The sequence below is a fragment of the Cupriavidus taiwanensis genome (assembly GCF_900250075.1).
GTDB classification, from domain to species: Bacteria; Pseudomonadota; Gammaproteobacteria; order Burkholderiales; family Burkholderiaceae; genus Cupriavidus; species Cupriavidus taiwanensis_C.
Genome location: NZ_LT977072.1, coordinates 136,285 through 152,351 on the forward strand (window position 1 = coordinate 136,285; position 16,067 = coordinate 152,351).

Annotated in this window: 16 protein-coding genes and 2 pseudogenes; 13 read left to right on the forward strand and 5 right to left on the reverse strand. The window is 63.2% G+C overall.

From position 1 onward, the window contains the following. Positions 1 to 686: 686 nt before the first annotated feature. The 5 genes from CBM2588_RS29375 to CBM2588_RS29395 all read right to left on the reverse strand — a co-directional run bounded on the left by CBM2588_RS29375 (position 687) and on the right by CBM2588_RS29395 (position 5,754). Entirely contained in the window at positions 687 to 1,904 is a 1,218-nt protein-coding gene (locus tag CBM2588_RS29375) for a HEPN/Toprim-associated domain-containing protein (protein ID WP_115683861.1), read from the reverse strand. Positions 1,905 to 2,328: 424 nt separating this feature from the next. Next, positions 2,329 to 2,850, reverse strand: coding sequence for a DUF4411 family protein (locus CBM2588_RS29380; RefSeq protein ID WP_115683862.1), 522 nt, complete (start codon positions 2,848 to 2,850; stop codon positions 2,329 to 2,331). 1 nt (position 2,851) lies between these two features. Continuing rightward, the gene (locus CBM2588_RS29385; protein WP_306437261.1) at positions 2,852 to 3,859 is read right to left on the reverse strand and encodes an ImmA/IrrE family metallo-endopeptidase; all 1,008 of its coding nucleotides are present in this window, start codon (positions 3,857 to 3,859) and stop codon (positions 2,852 to 2,854) included. A gap of 424 nt (positions 3,860 to 4,283) precedes the next feature. Beyond that, a complete protein-coding gene (locus CBM2588_RS29390; RefSeq protein ID WP_115683864.1) occupies positions 4,284 to 4,541 on the reverse strand; it encodes an H-NS family nucleoid-associated regulatory protein in 258 nt (85 codons plus the stop codon). Continuing rightward, positions 4,525 to 5,754, reverse strand: a complete 1,230-nt coding sequence (locus CBM2588_RS29395) for a DNA-binding protein (RefSeq protein WP_115683865.1) — start codon at positions 5,752 to 5,754, stop codon at positions 4,525 to 4,527. Before CBM2588_RS29395 ends, CBM2588_RS29390 begins: the two co-directional genes overlap by 17 nt. A gap of 147 nt (positions 5,755 to 5,901) precedes the next feature. On the opposite strand from CBM2588_RS29395, the pseudogene CBM2588_RS31230 reads away from it, so the two are divergent. The 13 genes and pseudogenes from CBM2588_RS31230 to CBM2588_RS29455 all read left to right on the forward strand — a co-directional run. Then, positions 5,902 to 6,172 (forward strand): annotated as a pseudogene (locus tag CBM2588_RS31230) (tyrosine-type recombinase/integrase); the annotation flags it as partial. Further along, positions 6,172 to 6,881: pseudogene (locus CBM2588_RS29400) on the forward strand (IS5 family transposase); the annotation flags it as partial. The pseudogenes CBM2588_RS31230 and CBM2588_RS29400, both read left to right, overlap by 1 nt. Positions 6,882 to 7,631: 750 nt before the next feature. Further along, complete coding sequence (locus CBM2588_RS29405) at positions 7,632 to 8,717, forward strand: hydrogenase small subunit (RefSeq protein WP_115684028.1); 1,086 nt, start codon at positions 7,632 to 7,634, stop codon at positions 8,715 to 8,717. Positions 8,718 to 8,793: 76 nt separating this feature from the next. Then, positions 8,794 to 10,650, forward strand: a complete 1,857-nt coding sequence (locus CBM2588_RS29410) for a nickel-dependent hydrogenase large subunit (RefSeq protein WP_115683867.1) — start codon at positions 8,794 to 8,796, stop codon at positions 10,648 to 10,650. Positions 10,651 to 10,715: 65 nt separating this feature from the next. Further along, complete coding sequence (cybH, locus tag CBM2588_RS29415; RefSeq protein ID WP_231942368.1) at positions 10,716 to 11,417, forward strand: Ni/Fe-hydrogenase, b-type cytochrome subunit; 702 nt, start codon at positions 10,716 to 10,718, stop codon at positions 11,415 to 11,417. Positions 11,418 to 11,424: 7 nt separating this feature from the next. Continuing rightward, entirely contained in the window at positions 11,425 to 12,087 is a 663-nt protein-coding gene (locus CBM2588_RS29420; RefSeq protein ID WP_115683868.1) for a HyaD/HybD family hydrogenase maturation endopeptidase, read from the forward strand. An 8-nt stretch (positions 12,088 to 12,095) separates the two neighbouring features. Beyond that, the gene (locus tag CBM2588_RS29425) at positions 12,096 to 12,431 is read left to right on the forward strand and encodes a HypC/HybG/HupF family hydrogenase formation chaperone (protein WP_231942349.1); all 336 of its coding nucleotides are present in this window, start codon (positions 12,096 to 12,098) and stop codon (positions 12,429 to 12,431) included. Between the two features lie 38 nt (positions 12,432 to 12,469). Continuing rightward, the gene (locus CBM2588_RS29430; RefSeq protein WP_306437262.1) at positions 12,470 to 12,898 is read left to right on the forward strand and encodes a hydrogenase; all 429 of its coding nucleotides are present in this window, start codon (positions 12,470 to 12,472) and stop codon (positions 12,896 to 12,898) included. Between the two features lie 40 nt (positions 12,899 to 12,938). After that, positions 12,939 to 13,799, forward strand: a complete 861-nt coding sequence (locus CBM2588_RS29435; RefSeq protein WP_115683871.1) for a hydrogenase expression/formation protein — start codon at positions 12,939 to 12,941, stop codon at positions 13,797 to 13,799. Continuing rightward, positions 13,796 to 14,035, forward strand: coding sequence for a rubredoxin (locus CBM2588_RS29440; RefSeq protein ID WP_115683872.1), 240 nt, complete (start codon positions 13,796 to 13,798; stop codon positions 14,033 to 14,035). The genes CBM2588_RS29435 and CBM2588_RS29440 overlap by 4 nt, the downstream gene beginning before the upstream one ends. Further along, positions 14,032 to 14,583 carry a [NiFe]-hydrogenase assembly chaperone HybE gene (gene hybE / locus CBM2588_RS29445; RefSeq protein ID WP_115683873.1) on the forward strand — a complete coding sequence of 184 codons (552 nt, stop codon included), beginning with the start codon at positions 14,032 to 14,034 and terminating at the stop codon, positions 14,581 to 14,583. Before CBM2588_RS29440 ends, hybE begins: the two co-directional genes overlap by 4 nt. Further along, positions 14,580 to 15,668 (forward strand): hydrogenase maturation factor HoxV/HupK, encoded by a 1,089-nt coding sequence (locus CBM2588_RS29450; RefSeq protein WP_115683874.1) that lies wholly within the window; start codon positions 14,580 to 14,582, stop codon positions 15,666 to 15,668. The genes hybE and CBM2588_RS29450 overlap by 4 nt, the downstream gene beginning before the upstream one ends. Before the next feature lie 48 nt (positions 15,669 to 15,716). Beyond that, entirely contained in the window at positions 15,717 to 16,064 is a 348-nt protein-coding gene (locus CBM2588_RS29455; protein ID WP_115683875.1) for a hydrogenase maturation nickel metallochaperone HypA/HybF, read from the forward strand. The last annotated feature ends 3 nt before the right edge of the window (positions 16,065 to 16,067 follow it).

Below are 16,067 nucleotides of genomic sequence, written 5' to 3' on the forward strand. Positions count from 1 at the left end.
AAAAAGTATGGAAAGCGGGAAAGAGCAGCGTAGCCATATGGCCCCTGTCTATTGGTTCCACGGCGCAAGCCAGCGCTTCGACCACTGGGCCATCCAGCAGCGCGGCGGGGTAGTAGGCGCACCGTTGCTCTCGTTGCCCTTCATCGCGCTGACGAGGGACCACCAGCACGCCAGCTGCCATAAAGTGCGCGGGGGCGGACTTGCGCGGACGACGCTGGCTTCTGGCGTGCGTGTACTAAACCTTCGGGCGCGGACTGACCAGTCGAAGGGTGTCTGGATACAGGCGAGACGCACGGAGCTGGGACGGGACCACCAGCGTATCGACACGTTCGATGGTTGGCTTTCTGCCTGTATTGATGGGTCAGTCTGGCTAGGGCCGGGGCCAGATCAAGCGCGTGCGCCAACAACGGAGGTCCATCGCGGGAGGCGGTGGATCAGAACGGTGATGGAGATTGCTGCAGAGTACGATGTTGATGCGGTTATGTGTGGTGAAGAAACTCTGAACTACCGGTGGGCTGACTGCTTGTATGTTTTTCGTCCGGAAGTCCTTTCTGCGCCGGAGTGGATCAAGTAGCAAAAAAGCGGTTCAGATATCGCGTCAAGACTAAAGAAACTTTAGCACGCGCAATTTGCGCGCGAGGCCTCATAGTTCAGGTGGAGTTAGTCACCCTCTCGCGCAAGTTTGACTATTCGAAGTCATCATCGGAGGTTGCCAGCATGGTATTACGAACTTGCGCATCCACTTGAGAGACAAAGTTCGTGACTAGAATGTATAAGGCGGTAATGTCCGATTGATCGAGCACCAAGGACGCTCCCTTGGTGCTTCTTCCATTGCGATGAACAATGTCGTGTCGGCGGGTAACGGCGGCTGCCAAGGCGTCCAAGCTGCTTTGCGTTAGGTCGACCAAAAAGACGTCTGAGTAGACGGACTTAATATTTTCAAGATTGTGGAAGACCATACGATCTATGGCTTCTTCGGCCACTGACTCTATGGCATCTAGTCTTTGAAATAACTCATTAAGGCCGAATTTCCTGTCCCGTTGGAAGCTTTTGTCAGTTTCTACAAAGCGACGGAGTAAACATTTATTGGGCAAGATGTATCGTTTGGCAGTGTCAGAAAGATAGGTTTCAAGAGCTGTGATAAGGTTACTATAAATGAGCCGCATCAGAGTCTGGCTTGCAGGCGCTAGCTGAAGTATGTCCGCCGCCTCAGAAACTGAAATTGAAAAGGCATCGTAGAATCGCGTGTGTGTCTGGCCTAAGGAGGCGGTGAGTGCGAACGAGTCGATCCACCCGCCTTCTACAAGTGCGGTCGCGTCGATTGCACATTCTTCATCATCCTCTACAGCTTCAAGGATAATTCTCATTGCACAATTGAAGGTTTTGCATGGGACGCCGAGATCCAGCGCAAAGGCCTCGGACTCTGCTAGATAGTAGGGTTGCCTCAAAAGCAGTCCAACAATTTCTGGCTCATCAGAGAGGTCTTGGTTCTTATATCCCAACAGTCCGCGTGGATCCCTAATGATGTCGCCGATCGCGTCGATCCATTCGTTTATATTCTTGCGAAGAAAGATGTCTGTTGCCTCGTCAGGCGTGTAGTCGGTCCACTCATGAGCCATTGGAGCGAACATCGAGCAAACTTCCTCGAACTCCTTTCTACTCGCATCAAGGGTGAAACCCGCAACGTCTAGGCGCTTTTTCATGGTCTTGGCCGTTGCAACGTATTCGTATTGGTCCTCCAGCGAGGTGTCGTCCGGATCGACGCTCCATAGAAGGGAGTTTCGCTTGTTCGCTGGGATCTTGGTAATCCGCTGATCGGCCCTTCGGAACATCCATTTCTCCAAGTAATTCTTGGTGGAGTAGACCGGATACCCGGCCACCGTCAGATAGGCATAGCTTCCCATGTCTCTATTGGTTCAGGATGTTGAATCGTGTCATCGGCCTTGACCTTGCTATCCAGTTCAGTAATGACTTGTAATACTATGCACATGCGCATTGGCCGAGCTGGAGATCTTCGAGCAAGAGCAATGGGATAAGGACGAGCGCCGGGCCGTGGCGGCGGCGCTTAAGCCCGTGTACACGGCCGCCCCCAGCGCGGAGCCTGGATAAAGCCTTATGTGGTGACCGTACCTTTCGTGAACAAATGGCGGTGATCAATTGAAGAGCCGCCTGCAGCAAGGCTTTGCCGCTTTCCGCATTCGCTCGAGCAGCAATATTGCAACTCATTGATTTCGCAATGGATTTTTGGAGCAGCCCGCCAGATTTCACACGAAAGGTACGATGTCCCCGATTATGGCGACGTCGGGTGTTAGCAGTCGGTGAACCAGGCTATAGTTTCCATTTTGTGCTGAACCCTAGGAGTTTCAGCATTGCAAACGTATTGCAGCACTCGACACCGTTGTCTTTGCACACGTCGGGCACTTTGCGATTTGCCCTCTTTTTTCCGGGAGCAGAGGTTTCGATTGAGACCACCACGCGGTTCTTCGGGTCCGCCAGTGCATGAGCGATAAGGAACGGATCACGGCCAAGTTGCTCGATTTCCGCATCGTCCAGGTCAGGCGAGTAGCTTTCTACGACCTTACCAACTAATGGCAATTGCACTTCGTCCGGCAGCTCAAGCACCTTACGCACGTCGTCTGAATTCAGCCATTCGACAAGGTCATCTTTCTTGGCCTTACCACCACCGTCTCGAACCTCTTCATAGGTTTCAAGAGGCATCTTGATGACCCCGGCCTTCGCCATATGAAGCAGCCAATCCCAAAATTCTGGAACCATACCCATTGGGTAGTAATCCCGATTTGCTGTAATTAGAACGTTAGCATCCAATAAGTATAGCTTCTTTGCGGCCATATCATTGGGCCCCTACAAGGGCTTCTACGTTATTCGGACGAACTCCTAATACGCGACCGGCCTTTGTTGGGGTAACGAATCCCTCCGCCATGGCACGGCGAACGATTTCTACGAGCGCCGACCCGACCTTATGGCGGCGAACGACATAATAGTTTGGCCCGCCTTCTTCATTTTGACCGGCCTTTTTCTTTGCAGCCTTTTCCTGTTCCCACGCCTTCCTAAATTCTTCGACATACGCTCGCCAGATGTCGGCGGTGATACGGCCTGCTTTGAACAGCCGATAGGCGACCAATGGCCTGCTTATGCGGCGAGCACTAGCGAAGTCTGTGATAAGCCTTGCTCCTACGGAGATGTCCTGCCACGTGCCATTGAGCTCGCCCAGTTCGTCATTCGGCAACAGAATCTCGCTGGCGACATCATTGCAAAACTGTTCGATTCGCTTGCTGAAGTCCGAACCGCTTATCCCCGTTGTGCCAAGCAAAATATGCGTCAGCTCGTGTAACAGTGTGAACGACCAAGCTGACTTGGCGTCCTGATCGTTTATGACGATGAACGGCGCGATCTTGTCGGCAAGCGCGAACCCTCGAAACACATCGGTGCTGAACGCCGTATGGTGAGTTCCAAGGTTTCCAATAAGAAGCACAAAAACGCCGGTCTTTTCAGTACGTTCTCGCAAATATGCGAATGCATCCTCTACGGTCTTCCTGCGCCGAAACTCTCGAAGATCGAAACCTAGGGCATTGCAAATATCTTTTGCCACGGCTTGAACTTTACTGTCGAGCGTAACGCTTGCAACGAACGGGACCGGCATCGCTTCCTCAGCGTCCTCTAAGATCGACTTGACCAAGTGCTGGCGAACGTGAACATCCCGGACCAAGGCGTCGAGCCGCGGCGCACTTTCGTGTTCTCTATCTGCAGGAAGAGTTCGAAAATCCTCCCCGCGGTCCCCTCGACGTGGCGGCTGTGCCAAGTAGAAGGCCAGCAGGGGACGGCGATACTGCTTCGCCATCCTTGTTAAAAGGGGGCGACTTGGTGCCGTATCGCCTCTCTCGTAGGCGGCGAGGGCCTCATGACCCGGCTTCCGAACTCCCCCGAGCTGGAGAGCTTGTGCTGCTTCCTCCAAGCTCAGTCCGGCGGTTTCTCTGGCCCACGTGAGGACTCGAGGGTTAACTTGCGGCATCTTCCAAGTGGCGAGTGTTTAGCTCTATGAATCAGGTAGAAGTGTTCTACGCGTCAGCTGCGAGCGTATCATGGCTCGCACTTACGAGGTCCGGCAAGGTGTTTTCGCGCAAGCGCCCACTCAACCGGAGCCACTGACCAGGAACTGTATAAAAACACAGTATAGTCGGTGCTCGGTTGGGGCATACCAAGATACCGGGACTTCGCTATCACAAGGAGACCGCTGCTCGGTATTGACGGGGGCATACCGGCCGCTATCCGATCCGGTAAAACTTCTTACTCTGCCCCGCATTCACCGCCCGCCGGAGCCAGTCCGGCATCTCGCCGGTCCCGTCCCAGCTCTGGCCCGCGGCGTTGCGGTAGCAGACCATCGGCGGCGCTGGTGGGGGTGGCGGTGGGGGCGGCGGATCAAAGCACCCTGCCGCTGTCAGCTCCTCCATGGTCAGATCGTAGTCGGCCATCTGCTCCTGGATCCAGCGGATTGCCGTCGCCCGCTCAGTTTTCGTGGTCATCGTTGCTATCGCGACTGTTGCTACTATCGTTGCTGTCTTCCTGGTGGCCGCCGGGCAGCGCCGGTGCCTCCTCCCCGTCGTCCCGAGTCTTGTCCCGGTCTTTTCCCTGGCCATCCTGCGCCGTCGGCGCCGGCGCGCCGGGCTTGCGCCGACGCCCACCACCGGCACCCTCCCGCTCGCGCGGCAGGCGCAATTCTGCCAGCAGCTGACGCGCCAGCGCCGATTCGGCTTCGGCGCGCTCGGCCCGGCGCTGTGCCGCGGTGAGGTCCGCCTGCACCGTGGCCAGATCAATGGCCGCTTTCTGCTCGGCGGCGTCTGCGGCCGCGAGCCGCGTGGCGAGCTGCTCGGTGAGCGCCGCGGCCTGGGTCTCGAGCCGGGCCCGGGCTTCGGCCTGCGCCACCGCGGCGTCGCGGGCCTCGTGGCGCGCCGCCGCCAGTTCGGTGCGCAGGTCCTCGGCGGCGCGCTCGCTCTTCTGGCGCACGGTGCGCTCCGCATCCAGTTCGCGCAAGGCGCGACGCTCGCTGGCCTCGGCCCGCTCCTGGGCGATGACGACCTGTTCGCGGGCGCGTTCCAGCTCGGTCGAGAATTGGGTTCGCAGTTCCTCCAGCTGGTGCCGCCCTGCCTCCAACTCTGTTCGGCTGGCCTCGAGTCGCGCCTGGGTCGCGGCGTGGGCCTGGCGCTCGGCCGCCAGCGCTGCCTGATTCTCCCCGATGGTTTGGCGCGCGGCGTCCAGCTGCGCGACGAGCGCCGCGGCTGCCTCGCGCGCAAGCGCGGTCTCGGCGTGCGCCGCGTCGCGCTCGGCCTCGGCCGCGCTGGCGGCGGCGCGCGCCTCGGCGCGCAGCGTGGCCAGCTCGCCAGTGGCGGCCTCGTTGGCCGCCTGCCAGATGGTTTGCACCGCCCCGGCCGCAATCTCCTTCAACGCCTGCGGCAGGTCCGGATGGTCGATGGTGACGCGGGTGCGCCCGCGCAGCTCCTGCCAGAACCCCTGCAGCACCTCGGCAGGCGTGCCCATGCTGCCCTTGCGCACCAGCTGATAGAGCTTGTTGGCGGTGGGCGTGATGCCGTAGCGGAAGAACAGCAGCCCGCAGACCTCGCGGTACAGCGCACGGGTCTCGGGGAAGCGGCCGCGCAACGCGGCAATGTCGTCGGCCAAGGCGGCAGACCGCTCGAAGTCGGGCGCGGCGTCGGTCAACTCGGGGTCGGCGGTGGTCATTGGGTAAAAGTGTCTTTGGATTAATAAATATTACTACGTAATACGCTAACTATCAAACTTCCGGCGCAGAACTTTAGACATAAATACGCTTATGTCTAACTATCTGCTATCATGATGCCTCTAGCCTGGGCTTCGGCCGCCCCCTTCATGGAACTGCTCCCGCTCCAACCCTCGAACGGCCCGGCCGCCCCGCCCCCCCACCCCGCTGGAACGCCTGCACCTGCCGCCGGCGCTGTCCGGCGCGGCCGGCAGCAACCGCGCCCCGGACCGCGCCACCCGCATTGCCGCGGGCGACGATCTCGCCGCCGTCACCGCCTGGCTCGCGCGCTATGCCGACAGCGCGGCAACGCTGACCGCCTACCAGCGCGAGGTCGAGCGGTTGATCCTGTGGTCGGTGCTGCAACTGGGCAAGCCGCTGTGCTGGCCATCGCGCAGAGGAAGGACTGGCTGTCGGGCGAGCACTTCAGCGTCGACGGCACGCTGATTCAGGCGTGGGCCGGCCACAAGAGCTTTGTACGCAAGGATGGCGGCGATAAAGACGATAACGACGGCGCTGACTTCAAGGGTCGCAAGCGCAGCAACGAGACGCACGAGTCCAAGACCGATCCCGATGCCAAGCTGTACCGCAAGGGCAAGACCGCCAGCGAGCTGCGCTACATGGGCCACACTCTGAGCGACAACCGCCACGGCTTGGTGGTGAGCGCCATGGTGACCAATGCGGACGGACACGCCGAACGCGAGGCCGCGAAGGTCATGCTCAACGATGCCAGACAGGTAACTGAAGACCCGAATGTGGAAGTGACCGTCGGCGCGGACAAGGGCTACGACGCGCAGGAGTTCATCCAGGCCTGCCTGGAAATGAAGGTGACTCCCCACGTGGCACAGAACACCTCGGGGCGGCGCTCGGCCGTTCCTGACGCCATTGCTTGCAGCGCCGGTTATGCGGTCTCGAACAAAAGCGCAAGCTGATCGAACAAGGCTTTGGTTGGGTCAAGACCGTGGGGCGCATGCGTCATGTGATGGTGCGCGGACTGAAGAAGGTCGACCAGATATTTGTGCTAAGCATGGCCGCCTACAACCTCGTGCGCATGCGCTCGTTGGAACAAATCCGTCCGCAGTTGCAGTAATCGCGGTAATCAGGGCGGAAATGGGCGTCAAAAAGCGGAAAAAGTCGCTGCAATTATGCCGAGCTTCCGGATTGTGAAAAACCGCGAACCTACCAGCCCTATCGGGGGAAGCCGCGCCTCTTCCGTGGTGAGTACTTCAGCAGTCTGTTAGGAGGATACTTGTCATGTTCTACAAAATATTGTCCCGTGCCATTTGGCTAGTCGGTTGCCTATTGATGCTGTCCGCATGTGGCGCGGCTGAAGCCACTGAAGTGGCGCAGATAGGCCAGAACCAATCCCCGATCAGCCTTGCGCTGGAGCCCCGGTAGTAGAGACGTCTGAGCACCGCAGCCATCCAGTCGCAGCGCGCCTGCGCGTCAGTGGCGGGGGTGAAATCCAGGACCTGGGTGCCGTCGAGCACGGCGCGCACCTGTGCCAGGGTACGGATTCGGGATTCGTCCAAGTTAATGATCATCCACAGATGATCAACTATCTCCCATAGCCTGCCGCCCATCGGCAGTCAACTCAATCGGTCCTTGCCAGCTTCAGGCTCACCGTCCGTTGGAAACGTGCCGGAATTGTCCTGATTTAGCCGCCTTCAGGCTCACGTGCCGTTGGACAGCGCTCTCCTATTCAATTGGCAGATTAAATAAGAAATTTTGATAAAAATCAATAAAATCATTTCCAAATGCTATAACTTTAGGGGTCGCCTGGAGACGCCGCCGTATGCCGCCGTCGCATGGCCGAAGGCCATCAAGGAACCACACAGTGATCGAAACGTTCTATGAAGTCATGCGACGCCAGGGGATCTCGCGCCGCAGCTTCCTTAAATTCTGCTCGCTGACGGCGACATCGCTCGGCCTCGGGCCCGCGTTCATGCCGAAGATCGCCCACGCGATGGAGACCAAGCCGCGCACGCCGGTGCTCTGGCTGCACGGGCTCGAATGCACGTGTTGCTCGGAGTCGTTCATCCGCTCGGCGCACCCGCTGGCGAAAGACGTCGTGCTCTCAATGATCTCGCTCGACTACGACGACCTGTTGATGGCCTCCGCGGGGCACCAGGCCGAGGCGATCCTTGAAGAAGTGATGACGAAGTATCGCGGCAACTACATCCTCGCGGTCGAAGGCAATCCGCCGCTGAACCTGAATGGCATGAGCTGCATCATCGGCGGCAAGCCGTTCGTCGATCAGTTGCGCCGCGTGTCGAAGGACGCGAAGGCCGTGATCTCGTGGGGCTCGTGCGCGTCGTGGGGCTGCGTGCAGGCGGCGAAGCCCAACCCGACGCAGGCGGTGCCGATCCACAAGGTCATCACCGGCAAGCCGATCATCAAGGTGCCCGGCTGCCCGCCGATTGCCGAGGCGATGACGGGTGTGATTACCTACATGCTCACGTTCGACCGCATGCCGGCACTGGACCGCCAGGGCCGCCCGAAGATGTTCTACAGCCAGCGTATCCACGACAAGTGCTACCGCCGCCCGCATTTCGATGCGGGCCAGTTCGTCGAGTCGTGGGATGACGAAGCGGCACGGCGCGGGTACTGCCTCTACAAAGTCGGCTGCAAGGGCCCGACGACCTACAACGCCTGCTCGACCGTGCGCTGGAACGGCGGCACGAGCTTCCCCATTCAGGCGGGCCACGGCTGCATCGGCTGCGCAGAGGACGGCTTCTGGGACAAGGGCTCCTTCTACGACCGCCTCACCCAGATCAACCAGTTCGGCATCGAAGCGAACGCCGACAGGATCGGCGGCACCGCGGCCGTCGTGGTGGGCGCCGCCGCTGCGGCGCACGCGGCCGCTTCTGCGATCCAGCGCGTCAGATCGAACCACGATGCGAAGCAGGACCCCGACGGTCGATAGCCACATCCAGCGTCCCCCACGCTCCGCGCCGGGGCGCTACCGATAAGTACAGGAAGCAGTACAGGAAAAAACAAGCATGACAGCCATTTCCACCCAGGGGTTCCAGCTCGACAACAGCGGGCGGCGCATCGTCGTCGATCCGGTCACGCGCATCGAAGGCCACCTGCGCGTCGAGGTCAACGTCGATTCGAACAACGTGATCCGCAACGCCGTCTCCACCGGCACCATGTGGCGCGGACTCGAAGTCATTCTCAAGGGCCGCGATCCGCGCGACGCGTGGGCGTTCGTCGAGCGCATCTGCGGCGTGTGCACGGGATGTCACGCACTCGCCTCCGTGCGTGCCGTCGAGGACGCACTCGACATCCGCATTCCGCCGAACGCGCACCTGATCCGCGAGATCATGGCGAAGACCTTGCAGGTGCACGACCACGTGGTGCACTTCTACCATCTGCACGCCCTCGACTGGGTCGATGTGATCTCGGCGCTGAATGCCGACCCCAAGCTCACGTCCGAATTGCAGCAACGCGTCTCGCCTGCGCATCCGATGTCGTCGCCGGGCTATTTCCGCGACGTGCAGACGCGCCTGCGCAAGTTCGTCGAAAGCGGCCAGCTCGGTCCGTTCATGAACGGCTACTGGGGCAATCCCGCCTACGTACTGCCGCCGGATGCGAACCTGATGGCCGTGACGCACTACCTCGAAGCGCTCGACCTGCAAAAGGAGTGGGTGAAAATCCACGCGATCTTCGGCGGCAAGAATCCGCACCCGAACTACCTCGTGGGCGGCGTGCCCTGCGCCATCAACATCGACGGCGATCTGGCCGCCGGCGCTCCGATCAACATAGAGCGCCTGAACTTCGTCAAGTCGCTCATCGACGAAGCGATCACCTTCTGCCGCAACGTCTATGTGCCCGATCTGCTTGCGATCGGCACAATCTACAAGGCGCGCGGCTGGCTGCATGGCGGCGGCCTCGCCGCGACCAACGTGATGGACTACGGCGCGTATCCGCTCGTCAACTACAACCTGTCCACCAACCAGATTCCAGGCGGCGCGATCCTTAACGGCGACTGGAACACGATCCTGCCGGTCGATCCACGTGACCCCGAGCAGGTGCAGGAGTTCGTTGCGCACTCCTGGTATCAATACCCGGACAACGACCGCGGGCTGCATCCATGGGACGGCATCACCGAGGCGCATTACGAACTCGGGCCCAACACGAAGGGCACGCGCACCGCGATCGAGTCGATCGACGAGAGCGCGAAATACTCGTGGGTCAAGTCGCCGCGCTGGCGCGGGCACGCCATGGAAGTTGGACCGCTCGCGCGCTACATTCTCGGCTACGCGCATGCGCAGCAGGGCAATACGCATTGCGGGCGCATCAAGGAGCAGATCGACACCTCGCTCGTTGCCGTGAACCAGGACATGCCGAAGCTGCTCGGCTTGCCGGAAACCTCGCTCGGAGCGAAGCTGCTGCTACCGACCACCATCGGCCGCACGCTCGCACGCGCGCTCGAAGCGGAATATTGCGCCGAGATGATGGCGGACGACTGGCAAAGCCTCCTTAACAACATCCGCAACGGTGACACTTCGACCGCGAACGTCGATAAGTGGGACCCTTCGACGTGGCCCGCCGAAGCGAAGGGCGTGGGCGCGGTCGCCGCGCCGCGCGGCGCGCTCGGCCACTGGATCCGGATCAAGGACGGCCGCATCGAGAATTATCAGTGCGTCGTGCCGAGCACCTGGAACGGCGGACCGCGCGACGCGAAAGGGCAGATCGGCGCGTTCGAGGCGAGCCTCATGAACACGCCCATGGCGAACGCCGAGCAGCCTGTCGAGATCCTGCGCTCGCTGCATTCGTTCGATCCTTGCATGGCTTGCTCGACGCACGTGATGAGCGAGGACGGCGCCGAAATGACCGCCGTGACCGTGCGCTAACTCCACCAAGCCGGCACGGCGCCTGCGCTCCCGGGCGCCGTGGCGGCCAAGAATGGATGATGACGATGCAATCGTATTCCCGACGCGAAGAGGCGCGCGACACCGTTCCGCCCGCCGAAGCGATTTACGTGTACGAAGCGCCGGTGCGCATCTGGCACTGGATCAACGCGGCGTCGATCGTGGTGCTGGCGGTGACCGGCTACCTGATCGGCTCGCCGCTTCCCACGCAGCCCGGCGAGGCGAGCGCGCATTTTCTGATGGGCTATATACGCTTCGCGCATTTCACCGCGGCCTACCTGTTCACCATCGGACTCGCGGGCCGCGCGTATTGGGCCATTGTCGGCAATCACCACGCGCGCGAAATGTTCTGGGTGCCGATGTTCTCGCGCGAGTATTGGCTGGACATGTTCGCGATGCTGCGTTCCTACGCGTTTCTCGAGCCCACATCGCGCCAGTTCAGCGGCCACAATCCGTTGTCGCGATTCGCGATGTTCTTCTTGTTCCTGCTGGTCTCGCTTTTCATGATCGTGACCGGTTTCGCGCTGTACGGCGAAGGCGCGCAGGCGGGTTCGTGGCAGCAGATTGTGTTCGGCTGGGTGCGTCCGCTGCTCGGCCAGCAAGGCGTGTACACTTGGCATCACCTCGGCATGTTGGCGATCCTGATCTTCGTGATCCTGCATGTCTCTCAGGCGATCCGCGAGGACATCATGGGTCGCCAAAGCGTGGTCGGCTCGATGATCTCGGGCTACCGCACGTTCAAAAAGTGAGGCCGCGATGCTGACTTCCCCGCAAAGCGGCGCGCCCGCCATCGTCGTGCTCGGCATTGGCAACGTGCTATGGGCCGACGAGGGCTTTGGCGTGCGCTGCATCGAGGCGCTTCAACAGCGCTTCGAATTCGCCCCGCACGTGAGCCTCATGGACGGCGGCACGCAAGGGCTGTATCTGGTCCAGTACGTCCAGGCCGCCGACAGCCTGCTGATTTTCGACGCCGTCGATTACGGTCTCGCACCCGGCACGCTAAAGATCGTTGAGGATGAGGAAGTACCGGCCTTCCTCGGCGTGCGCAAGATGAGCCTGCACCAAACCGGCTTCCAGGAGGTGCTGATGCTCGCGCGCCTGACCGGCCGGTATCCGCGCCGCGTGCTGCTGTTCGGCTGCCAGCCTGACGAAGTGGACGATTACGGCGGCAGCCTTCGGCCCGCCGTGAAAGCGTCGCTGGAGCGCGCGCTCGAACTGGGCGTCGAGCGTCTCGCCGCATGGGGCGGCGAGCCCTCACCGCGCCGCACGCCGCTGCGCGCCTACGAGGCGGTCACGCTGCCGCATCTCGCGCTCTCGCGCTATGAAGGCGAGCGGCCCAGCGAGGCCGATGCGTGCCGCACGGGCGACGAGCGTGTGTTGCTGCGCTCGCGCCACGAGGAGCCGCCGTCGTGTGCATAGGCGTGCCGATGCGGGTGATCGAGGTGCGGGGTTTGCAGGCGTGGTGCGATGGGCGCGGCGAACGCCGTCGCATCGACACCTCGCTGGTTGGCCCATGCAGCGCCGATGAATGGCTGCTGGTCTTTCTCGATGCGGCGCGCGAGAAACTCGACGCGACGCTCGCGGCGGAAATCGACGCGACGCTCTCGCTCGTCGAACGGGCGCTGGCGAGCGACGCCGCCATGGCCCGCGCGAACGCGCATTTTGAATTGCCGTCCGCGCTCGGCGTGGACGACCTGATCCGGTTGACCGGCGGCGCGCAAGTGGCGCACGGCGGTCACCGGCCCTCCGAGGAATCGACATGACAAATACGAGTGGCGCCGCGCATGACGCGGCGCCCGTGGTGCAACGGCTGATCGACGACGGACACGCCGTGCTCGTGGACGAACGCACGCTCGACGAATGGCTTGCGGACAGCGGCGAATGTGTCGTGCTGCTCGCGGGCGATCCGGTGCGCTTTCCCGAATCGCTCGACGTGGCCGTGGTGCTGCCCGAACTCGCGCGCCTCGCGGCGGGCCGCTTTGGCCGCGCCTTGCGCGCAGCGGTGCCGACGCGCGAAAGCGAGGACGCGATTGCGCGCCGCTTCGGTTCGCAGCGCTGGCCCGCATTGCTGTGGCTGCGTGATGGCGGCTATGTCACGACGCTCGCGGGCATGATGGACTGGGACGATTACGTGGCCAACGTCGGCTACGCGCTCGCGCAGCCGATTACGCGGGCGCCTTCGGTTGGCATTCCCCTTAACGCAGCCGGCGCTTCGGCGGGCTGTCACTAATCGTCGATTGCACATCGATCAATCATCGGGATTGCCAACCATGTCCATGATTCCGTTTCCCGTTCCCGTCGTGCCGTTCGGCCCTGGCAGCCAGGACGAGGGCGATGCGGTGCTCGACTATCTGCCGATGCCGCAAGGCATGCGCACCTATGTAGCGCCGTCACTGCCTGAGCGCGCCGATGCGCGCTCGCTCGACGCCGCGCGCGGCGTGCTGCGTGAGGTATTGCGCGTGCTCGCGGCATACGAACCCGGCACGCCGCCCGAAGTGGTCGATCTGACGACCTGCGATGCGGCGGCGCTGCGCATTCTCAACGACGTGCTGGGCGAGGGCGAGGTCAGCGCGCGCATCGACGATGCGCAGCGGGGCAGCGTTCTGATCCAGGAGACCGTGTTTACCGGGCTGTGGTGCGTGGTCGAGCCCGACGGCGCGAGCGCGGCCGACCGCCTCGAAATCGGCGCGGCTCCGCCGCTTCTCGTGCGGCCCGCACAGGGCACGCAGCCGATGGCGCCCTTGCCGGAGTTGCTGCCGCTGGGCGTGATGAACGCGCCTTCGATCCTGAGCGAGGTGCGCGATCACGTCGCGCGCTGGCGTGCCGGCGATGCGCCCCACGTCGTCAACCTGACGCTCCTGCCGTTGTCGCCGGGCGACGAGCAACTGATCGACGCCGTGCTGGGCGAGGGCGCGGTGCAGGTGCTCTCGCGCGGCTATGGAAATTGCCGCGTGGGCAGTACGGCGATCGCGAACTGCTGGCGCGTGGCCTATTTCAACTCGCAAGACATGCTGATCCTGAACACGATCGAGATCACCGATCTGCCGGAGGTCGTGCGCGCCGCGCCGGAAGACCTCGCGGATTCGCGCGAGCGACTGGCCCAGTTGATCGAGTGGGTGGGCGAGGCGTGACCCCGGACGAGGGTACGAAGCAATTCGAGGGCAGCTATCTCGGCGACAGCAGCCGCATCGGGGCGCATACGCGCCTCGAATGCAAGATCTGCTGGTGGATCTACGATCCCGAACAAGGCGACCCGGTGTGGCAGATTCCGCCGCACGTGCCGTTCGCGGCGCTTCCCGCGCACTGGCGCTGCCCCGTTTGCGACGGCGCGGCGGACCAGTTCATGGTGCTGGGGGACGCGGCTTGACCGCGCGCGCCGTCGTGAAAAATGCAGTGCAAGGTGCAGCGCGCGGCGATCCACGGGGGGCGGCGCTGGTCGCGCACTTCGAGGCGGTCGCGAGCGGTGCGACGCGCGACATGCCGGTCGTGAATCGCGCGTTGCGCGTCGAAGCGATCGGCTTCGCGCCGATGGCGAGCGAAGCCGGGGCGCGAGGCGCATGGCCTGGCGCGCTGATCACGCCGTGGTCGATGAATCTCCTCTGGCTGCCCGGCGCGACTCAGGACTCGGCGCCATGTCCGCGCCCAGGCGGCAAAGCGTGCTTGCGCGTAGGCAACGTCGATTTCGATTGGATCGGCGCGCATGCGCAAGACGTGGGTGCGTACGCGTGCTGCTCGCTCTTCTCGCCGATGTTCGAATTCGCCGGGCAGGAGAGCGCCGCCGCGACCGCGCGGGCCGTGCTTGCGCAGTTGCGTTGTGCCGAAGGAGGCGGCCAGGGCGGTGGGAAGGCCGTCGCGCCGCGCGCGTCGCGCCGCGCGTTCCTGTTGCGGCCGGGCGCGTTCGGGAGCGCTGCATGAGCGCGGCGACGCAGCCCGCCTTGGCTGCGCTGGCCGGACAGGTCCGGGTGCGCCCCGGCCGGCAGGACAGCGTCGTGGGCGGCCGCCCGCCGCTCGCCGCCGCGCTGCTGCGCGGGCAACCGGCGGCCACTGCCGCGTCGCGGCTTTCGGCGCTGTTTGCGCTGTGCGGACTCGCGCACAGGCTCTGCGCGGAACTTGCGGTCGGCGCGGCGGGCGCTTCGGCGGCGCCCGAGCGGGAGGACGCCGCGAATGCGGCTCATGCCGCGATGCTCACGCGCGAGACGCTCGCCGTGCATCTGCGCTGCATCTGGACCGACTGGCCCATGCGGCTGGTCGCCGCCGCGCCGCATAGGCCGCCCGATGTCGAAGCGGCAGGCGCGCCCGGATGGGTGGAGCGGCATGTTCTCGGCATGCCTGCGCGCCAATGGCTCGCGCGCTGGACGGACGATCCGCGCGGTTGGCTGGGCGCCTGGAGCGCGAGGGCCGAGACGTTCCCGGCCCGGTTGCTGGCGGACTGCCGCGCCTACGCCGATACGACACGCGCCACGCCGCGGCCACTCGTGATCGACGAAACACGGTTGAGCGAACTGGCCACGGCGATTGCTGGGAGTCCGTCTTTCGGGCAAGCGCCCTTGCAGCACGGCCTGCCCGCGGAGACCGGCGTGTGGACGCGTAGCGACGATCCGCGCGCGCTGGACTACGATACGCCCTGGCTGCGGCTTGGCGCGCGCGTCGCGGACGTGGCCCGGCTGGCGGCGGGCGACGGCGGCGCAGGGGCGCTGCGCTTTGGCGCGCGGACCTGCGCGCCCGGCGCGGCGCTCGGCTGGTGCGAGATGGCGCGCGGCGTGCTGGTTCATTGGGTGCGGCTCGCGCCGGACGACGCCGTGTTCGACGGTATCCGCATCGAGGACTACCGCGTGGTCGCGCCGACCGAATGGAACTTCCACCGCCAGGGCACGCTCGCGCAAGCCTTGTCGCGGCTCGACCCCGCGCCGGATGATGGCGCGCTGGCCGCGCGCGCAGGCGTGTGGATGGGCGCGTTCGATCCGTGTATCGCCTATACGGTCGACACCGACGGTGCGTGAGTACAAAGCGATGAAACGAAGCATGGAATACCGCGCGGGATCCACGAAATGCATGAAGTAAGCCTGACCGGCGGCGTGCTGGCATCGGTCGAAGCGGCCGCCGAGCGCGAGCGCTTTGTCCGCGTGAAGGTGCTGAGGCTCGAAGTCGGGCGCCTCGCGGGCGTCGAGGTCGAGGCGCTGCGCTTCGCCCTCGAAGCGATCGCCCCCGGCACCTGCCTCGCCGGCGCGCGCGTCGAGATCGAGGAACCCACGGGCAGCGCGTGGTGCATGAACTGCAACGCGACCGTGCCGCTGGCCGCGCGGGGTGAGCCCTGCGCGCATTGCGGCGGCTACTGGCTCCAGCCGAACGGCGGCACGGAGCTGCGCATCGTCGACCTGATCGTCGACGATGCATGACAA